This window comes from Calditrichota bacterium, assembly GCA_013112635.1.
Taxonomy (GTDB): Bacteria; Calditrichota; Calditrichia; order Calditrichales; family J004; genus JABFGF01.
The window spans coordinates 78,813-86,157 of sequence record JABFGF010000014.1 but is presented as its reverse complement, the minus strand read 5'-3'; the positions used below and the strand labels follow the sequence as shown (position 1 = coordinate 86,157).

General features: G+C 37.0%; 6 protein-coding genes. 2 read left to right on the top strand and 4 right to left on the bottom strand.

Translation table 11 applies throughout. The features are described from left to right. A partial coding sequence (locus tag HND50_21265) for a hypothetical protein (GenBank protein ID NOG47782.1) occupies positions 1–140 on the bottom strand: 140 nt, incomplete at its 3' end. Between the two features lie 156 nt (positions 141–296). Between HND50_21265 and HND50_21260 the strand changes: the two genes are divergently transcribed. Both HND50_21260 and mgrA read left to right on the top strand, forming a co-directional pair. Beyond that, a complete protein-coding gene (locus HND50_21260) occupies positions 297–2,606 on the top strand; it encodes a T9SS type A sorting domain-containing protein (protein ID NOG47781.1) in 2,310 nt (769 codons plus the stop codon). A gap of 162 nt (positions 2,607–2,768) precedes the next feature. After that, the gene (mgrA, locus tag HND50_21255; GenBank protein ID NOG47780.1) at positions 2,769–3,758 is read left to right on the top strand and encodes an L-glyceraldehyde 3-phosphate reductase; all 990 of its coding nucleotides are present in this window, start codon (positions 2,769–2,771) and stop codon (positions 3,756–3,758) included. Between the two features lie 178 nt (positions 3,759–3,936). Here mgrA and HND50_21250 read toward each other — a convergent pair whose 3' ends face one another. The 3 genes from HND50_21250 to HND50_21240 form a co-directional block, all read right to left on the bottom strand. Then, entirely contained in the window at positions 3,937–4,920 is a 984-nt protein-coding gene (locus HND50_21250) for a hypothetical protein (GenBank protein ID NOG47779.1), read from the bottom strand. 19 nt (positions 4,921–4,939) lie between these two features. Beyond that, the gene (locus tag HND50_21245) at positions 4,940–5,857 is read right to left on the bottom strand and encodes a hypothetical protein (protein NOG47778.1); all 918 of its coding nucleotides are present in this window, start codon (positions 5,855–5,857) and stop codon (positions 4,940–4,942) included. Positions 5,858–5,945: 88 nt separating this feature from the next. After that, positions 5,946–7,307 carry a sigma-54-dependent Fis family transcriptional regulator gene (locus tag HND50_21240; protein ID NOG47777.1) on the bottom strand — a complete coding sequence of 454 codons (1,362 nt, stop codon included), beginning with the start codon at positions 7,305–7,307 and terminating at the stop codon, positions 5,946–5,948. Between the last annotated feature and the right edge of the window lie 38 nt (positions 7,308–7,345).

The following is a 7,345-nucleotide window of genomic DNA, read 5'->3' as shown; positions in this document are numbered from 1 at the left end:
TGTTCTAAGAAATAGTTTTTAATCTGGTTAAAGTAAGCTTCAGCCAGTATCGGTGTAAGGTTGAAATCATGAGAAATATTATTAACAATAGCGTTTTTAACAGACTTGGAATGAAGCCTTTTGGTAAGGTTTTGATCCATAATGATACCTCCTTAGATTTTGGTTTAAAATACACAAAATTCATTAAGGTATCATTTGATACTAACTATAAATAAGTGGAGGAAGTATGCATAAACAATTTTAATAAAATTAAAAGAGAGATAATACTATTTATTCAATAAACAGGAGATATTGACATGAAGAAACGACTTATTGTATTTCTGTTATTGGTTTTTGTTATTGGTATTTATTCTGAGGAAACAATAGAGCTTAGTCCAGATGTAATTGAGGAAAGTGTAGGCACAATTAATGCAAGTATGCGTGTCGCAACAGGAATTATTGAAGGAGGAAAAAATATAAGTGCCTCGGGAACCTTAAAAATACCAATTGTTTTTGTAATGTTTGCTGACGACAATTTTACGAGTTCCCATTGGCCGGATGCAGATGCAATTCCAGACTGGGCATCATTATTTGTTAGTTCAAAAATCCCTACAAACAATCTGTACTTAACTGATAGTTTTTCTAAATTCTATGATCTTTCTTCTGGCGGAGATGGTAATGGAACTTTGGGTGCATTCCAAGTAATTGGAGATGTCTACTTTATAAAATTAAGCCAGAATAGAGCGTATTACCAAATAGCTGGGAGAGGTGACAAAAAAGTTAGTGAAGATGTTATTGACATTCTTGATGATCCTATGGGTTTTGATGTGGATTTTCGTGAATATGATAATTGGGAGTTTAAAGTCGGGGGGACATTTTATGATCATGATTATCGCCCCTTTGATCCAGCAACTGGTATATCAGCAGATGGCAAATTAGATTTCATGTTAATTTATTGGAAAGAAGAGTCAATTACATCTGGTTCTAATGTTGGTGGTTATGCTGGTTTAGGTTTTAGTGGTACAGTTACAAAAGATGGTATTGGCATTACCTCGAGTAATGGTGTGACTGGTTTTCACGCAAGTAAATTCGGAGCGCGTAAAACTATGGCCGTTAGTGCCCATGAAATCGGTCACCATCAATTTGGAATCATTAATGGAAATACAGGGAGCCATTTTGACGGGAGAAATGATGGATATGGTAACATTCGAAAATTTGGTTTAATGACAAGAGGTGATGGATATCAATTTAGTGCATATGAAAGGTATAGGCTAGGTTGGCTGGACCCAATAATTGTGGGGTCAAACACAAATAATGTTTCTTTTAATGAAACACATTTAAGTTCTACAAATAATGCTATAATAATTCCAGTTGCATACAATGGCTCAGGATATTTAGAGGAATATTATCTGCTTGAAAACTATCATTCAACAAATGCTTATTCCGGGGCAAATCCAATGATAATAGATAATATGCTTGGTCACGACATTTCAAAAGGAATTATCGTATATCATGTTTCAGAAGAAGATTTTGATTGGCCAACTCGTTCGCAAGTTGATATAGAAACCGCGGAAGGACTATTTGATTGGGATGTAATTGAAGGGGCTTCGACACCATCTGACAGACTTGATGATCTGATTGCCCCTGGAACACCAAATGAAAATTCAGGATTTGATGAACGGGATTTGATAACTGCTACAGCAGGTACAACAACCTATTATGACTATGAATGTCTAAGGCCGGATACAGATCCTGATCCAAATAAAATGAAAAGACGGCGATATCACTCAAATGACAGGTTAGGGGACCAGGAAGATTTGTTTAGTCTAAATTATAAAAAAGTTTTTACTAAATGGACTAACCCAAGTACACGAAAAGATGATGGAAGTGACAGCAATATAGGTTTTGAAATTGTTGGATATAATAGTAGTACACATCAATATACAGTAAATATTGCAGTGAACTCCTCTGGAAGTCAGGCTTTGGCTCCAGCAATACCTTATAACCTGGAAGCTGCTTGGGTTGGTAGTAATCCTCGTCTAACCTGGGAAACGAATAATGAACCCGACATGCAATCTTATAAAATATCTAAAATGATAGAAGGAGAAACGGGATGGGCTGTGGTTGCCACAGTAACTCATAACTCCTCTTTAACAACTCACTCCTGGACAGATGTAACAGTTGAACAGCCCGGTAAGTTTGATCCTGAGTTTACAATACATTACAAGGTACAAGCTTATGATTCTCAGGGGAAATTATCATTATACAGTAATGAAGATGAAATCGAAGGTACAACAAATTATTTCTGGAAAATTAGTGAAAATCGTGATGAAATTACAATAGTTGACAAATATTCACTTAGTCATAATTATCCAAATCCTTTTAATCCTGAAACAAAAATATCATTTTCATTGCCTGAGTTAAGTGATATTTCTCTTAAGGTTTTTAATATACGAGGAAAAGAAATTGCAACACTTGAGGAAGGTAATAAAGAAAGCGGACATTTTACATCAATTTTTGATGGTTCAAATCTGTCAAGCGGCATATATATTTACAGGTTTACTGCCAAAGGATTGGAAAGTGGTAAAAGATTTTCAGAGATAAAACGTATGCTTCTAATAAAATAAGAAAACCTGCCTATTGAATTCTTTTCGACGAGAGACAAAGCAGACAGGTTTCCGTTAATCCCGCCTTTTTACAGGCGGGATTTTTATTTTAACATTTTTTTTATGTTATTCCAAAAATACATAAGTTATTGCCAGGACAATCTCTTTTAAAAAGGAAACCAAATGACCTACAATCCCAATCCATCCCGTTATGCAAACATGCCTTACAACCGCTGTGGAAAAAGCGGCTTAAAACTGCCGGCCATTTCCCTTGGTTTATGGCATAACTTTGGCGATGTGGATGATTTTGAAACCGGCAGAAAAATGATCCACAAATCATTTGACTTAGGTATTACCCATTTTGACCTGGCAAATAATTACGGTCCGGCGCCGGGAAGTGCGGAGAGCAATTTTGGAAAAATCCTGAAAGAAGATTTTAATAGCCACCGTGATGAACTGATAATTTCCAGCAAAGCCGGCTGGGATATGTGGCCCGGGCCTTATGGCGATTTTGGGTCGCGTAAATACCTGATTGCCAGCCTGGACCAAAGCCTGAAAAGAATGGGGTTGGATTATGTGGATATTTTCTACCATCACCGCCCCGATCCGGAAACGCCATTATTGGAAACCATGTCTGCGCTTGATCAGATTGTACGTTCCGGGAAAGCTCTTTATGTTGGGATTTCTTCCTATAATGCAGAGCAAACAAAACAGGCTTCAAAAATTCTTAAGAAACTTGGAACACCCTGCCTTATTCATCAACCCAAGTACAACATGTTTGAGCGCTGGGTTGAAAAGGATTTAATGAAGGTTTTGGATCATGATGGCATTGGCTGTATTTCTTTTTCTCCGTTGGCCCAAGGCCTGCTAACCAACAAATACCTTGGCGGCATCCCGGCCAACTCACGTGCAGCAAAAGAACATGGTTACCTCAGCGAAGCAGATATCAGCGTAAAAAAACTGGCCATTGTAAATGCCCTGAACAAGTTGGCTGTAAAGCGTGGACAAACTCTGGCCCAAATGGCGCTTGCCTGGAACCTGCGTTTAACCGGCATGACTTCAACTATAATCGGTGCAAGCAAAGTTGAGCAAATTGAGGATTGTGTTGCAGCTTTGGATAATCTGGCTTTTTCGGATGAAGAGCTGCAGAAAATTAATGAAATTTTAAAGTAAGAAGTGTTGAAAAGATTATTTATTTACCGCAGAGATCACAGAGGATTTTACTCTATTTTTCCAATGGCGACTTCGTACCATCCTCAACTTTGTATTTTATGAATTATCCAACATACAAAGTAAATTCTCATTTAATAGAAAGATCCAATCTTTCAATCATCAATCTTACAATTCTCAATCAAAAGCTTTGCTGTACGCCCAGCATAACCTGGAAAGTAGACAGTTTACTGCCACGCTGAAAAATTTCCTGCTCTTCATGGAGTAGCTTACTGTAAAGATGCGTTTTATCTTTTAGATCATAGCCCAGTTTCAATGAAACATTGTTATAACTTTCCAATGGATTGTATTCAAGCTTATCCGAGTTAATACCTTCCTTTATTCGCCACAGGTAATAGACAAAAAAGAAAACCGACACTTTACGAGTTAGATATTTTCCTGCCAGAACATTTATTTGCTGGTCACGCACTATACTATTTTGAAAGAACCCATATTTATAAGCTAAGTTTAAAATAAATCGTTTTTTATGATTATACTCCAATGATGGTCCGGATCGTGTATGTTCTATAATTTTAGTTTGCTGGTAATCAAAAGCATTTTTTTCATAAAAAAAGCCCAGTTTCAAAATACTTCCCGATTTAGTTTTTATTCCCAAATCTGATTGCAAAATGTTTTTAGATAAAGCATTTTTTGAAGCTCCTTTTTGCTCACGGAAAATAAACTGCTCTTTAAACTGCAATGAAAACATCTTCGATAAATTATGTGAATAACGGAATCTTAAATTAATTTCGTTAAACTGTTGTTTCTTTTGGGATTGAATAAAATGAACCTGGTTTTTGGCAGCCCCGCTTATCAAAAAAATTCCACGTCCAATATTAATGGCATATTCAATATTTGCCAATAGGTGTATTCCACGAACGTTGTTTTGCAAATTCATAATTTCAGACGAGGCATGAGCCTTAATCTTAAGAAGAGATTTATTAAATTTTTTGCGCCCGTTTATTTTTACAAAAGGTCTGAAAAAAAGGCCGTCTCCAAAACGTTCTGTATTTATTCTACCAGATTCGAACCCTGCTTTAACCTTAGTATTATTTTGTTGTGCGGATATATTTTGCGGATTAAAAAAAAGAAAAATCGATAAGAAGAGAAAACTTTTTAATTTCACAGGAAAAGCCAATTAGCAGTTAATCGCGATCCATTTTATCTTGGATTAATTTCCTGTACAATTTCAGGGTTTTTTCTGTTCCTTGCAACAGTTTAAGATACTCATCCGAAGCAAGAGAATCGGTATTGGTTATACCTGGTGCTTCAATCAACTCACCCATCACAGGCTGCAATTGGTCGTATAACTGAATTATTTTGTCAGACTCGCCTACCACTCCAAAACCAGCTCCGCTATGATCAGATTGTTCAAATCTGAAATTGCTTTTATTTTGCGATTCAAACTCAATACTGCTAAAAAATTGCGTTCCATCCAGGTCATCAATAAAATCTTCGGTTTGTTCATTAAGGCGGATCATTGTAGAAACTTCATCTTTTTTTCTGTTAAGCACTTTAATATTCGAATCAATTTCTGACAACGCGTTTGTTAAATAATCATGATGAATGGATTTTTCCAAACTGTTTTCGGTGTTGGCTAAGTCAATCCGTTCAATCAAAACCGGATCAAAAGAAAAAAGCGGCAAAGCCGGGGAAACCAGTGAACGTTTATAATTAAGCTCCTTAAGTTTACCTTCATCATTTTGTTTCTGCTCATCTGCCAAAGAATCGATGGCTGCTGAATATCTGTTGTACAAAATTATTCGGTGTTTTTTAATTTGTACTGCAAGATTTGTTACAACTTCAGTTTGCGAATCTGCCAGCTTTGAAACTGAGTGAGCCCGGGACATAAAAAGAGCAATTTTATCCTCATCTCTCTGTTCAGCCTTTTTTAATAAATCCAGCTCATCGATTTGAGTTTGAAGGACATTGTTGATGGAATCCAGTTTGCTTTTTTCTATGGAATAAGACTTTTCCAGTGTCATCAACTTTGCTTCCTGAGTAGATATTTCCTGTGCAGAAACAATTGATATTAAAAAACTAATTATTAAAACGATTTTCATAAACACTCCAAACAGTAATTTTGTATTAGACCCACCCGTCACACACTATTCCCCTCTTGGGAGGGGTTAGGAGTGGGTTATACACTATTTACAACAACTTATACTTCTCCAGCTTATAATAAAGCGAGCTTGTACCAATCCCTAAAAGTTTGGCAGCCCTGTTTTTTATGCCATCCGATTTTTTCATTGCATGCTGGATTAGATTTTTTTCAAACTTGAATAGTGCATCATCCAAAGGAATTCCATCATAATTTTCGGAATTTGAAATATTATTCCCCAGGTAACGGGCAATTGTTTGCATTGATATTTCTTTTTCATTTGAAATTACCAACAACCTTTCAACCAGGTTTTCCAGCTCCCGGATATTACCAGGCCAGGAATAAGCCATCATGGCTTCAATTGCCGCAGGAGAAAAAGAACGATCTGTGTCACTATTAATTTTGTCAATGAAAAAACGGGTCAATAAAGCGATGTCTTCTTTGCGTTCTCGTAATGCGGGCAGTTTAATGGGAATCACGCTAAGCCGGTAATACAAATCTTCCCTAAAATTATTTTGAGACGCGGCCTCATGTAAATTTTTATTGGTTGCAGAAATTATTCGCACATCGGTCTGGATAGTCTCTTCACCACCCACACGTTCAAATTCTTTTTCTTGCAATACACGCAAAAGCTTTACCTGCATTGTTAGAGAAATATCACCAATCTCATCTAAAAATAACGTGCCCCCTTCAGCTAATTCAAAACGTCCTTTTCGCTGACGGATTGCCCCGGTAAAAGCGCCTTTTTCATGGCCAAATAATTCGCTTTCCAAAAGGTTATCATTCAACGCGCCACAATTTACTCGTACAAATGGTTTGTCACACCGTTTGCTTCTGCGATGAATTGCACGTGCTACAAGTTCTTTGCCTGTTCCGCTTTCGCCTTCAATTATTATTGTGCTTTCACCAGCCGCAACCTTTTCAACCATTTCAAACAAATCCTGCATAACAGGAGATTGCCCAATAATTTCCGGATACGCGCGGGACAGTTCTTCATTTAAATAAAGATTTTGCTCCTGAAGTTTTTCAAACTCATTTCTTGCCGCAAGCTTTTCAAAAATTTTTCGTACCCGGATGCGCAATTCTTCATTGGAAAACGGTTTTGTCATAAAATCGGCAGCGCCCAAATGCATGGCTTTTACAGCTGTTTCAACCGTGCCATAAGCCGAAACAATAATAAATTCGGGCCTGGTATCTTCATCTTTTATTTTCTGTAGAAGCTCCATGCCATCCATCTTGTCCATGCGCAAATCGGAAATAATAAGAGGCGTGGGATTATTCTTAAAATGGCTTAAGGCCTCCTGGGCATCAGCAAAATCACTTATTTCATAGCCTTCGCGGCGCAGGGTTTCGCTCATACCCAAACGCATAGTTTCGTTATCTTCTACAATTATTATTTTTTTTGATTTCATAATTTAATTTCTAATTAGCCACTGATTAACACAGATAT

Coding starts and splice junctions, on each gene's coding strand:
- HND50_21260 (NOG47781.1), top strand. CDS start 297: ATGAAGAAACGACTTATTGTATTTCTGTTATTGGTTTTTGTTATTGGT.
- mgrA (NOG47780.1), top strand. CDS start 2,769: ATGACCTACAATCCCAATCCATCCCGTTATGCAAACATGCCTTACAAC.
- HND50_21245 (NOG47778.1), bottom strand. CDS start 5,857: ATGAAAATCGTTTTAATAATTAGTTTTTTAATATCAATTGTTTCTGCA.
- HND50_21240 (NOG47777.1), bottom strand. CDS start 7,307: ATGAAATCAAAAAAAATAATAATTGTAGAAGATAACGAAACTATGCGT.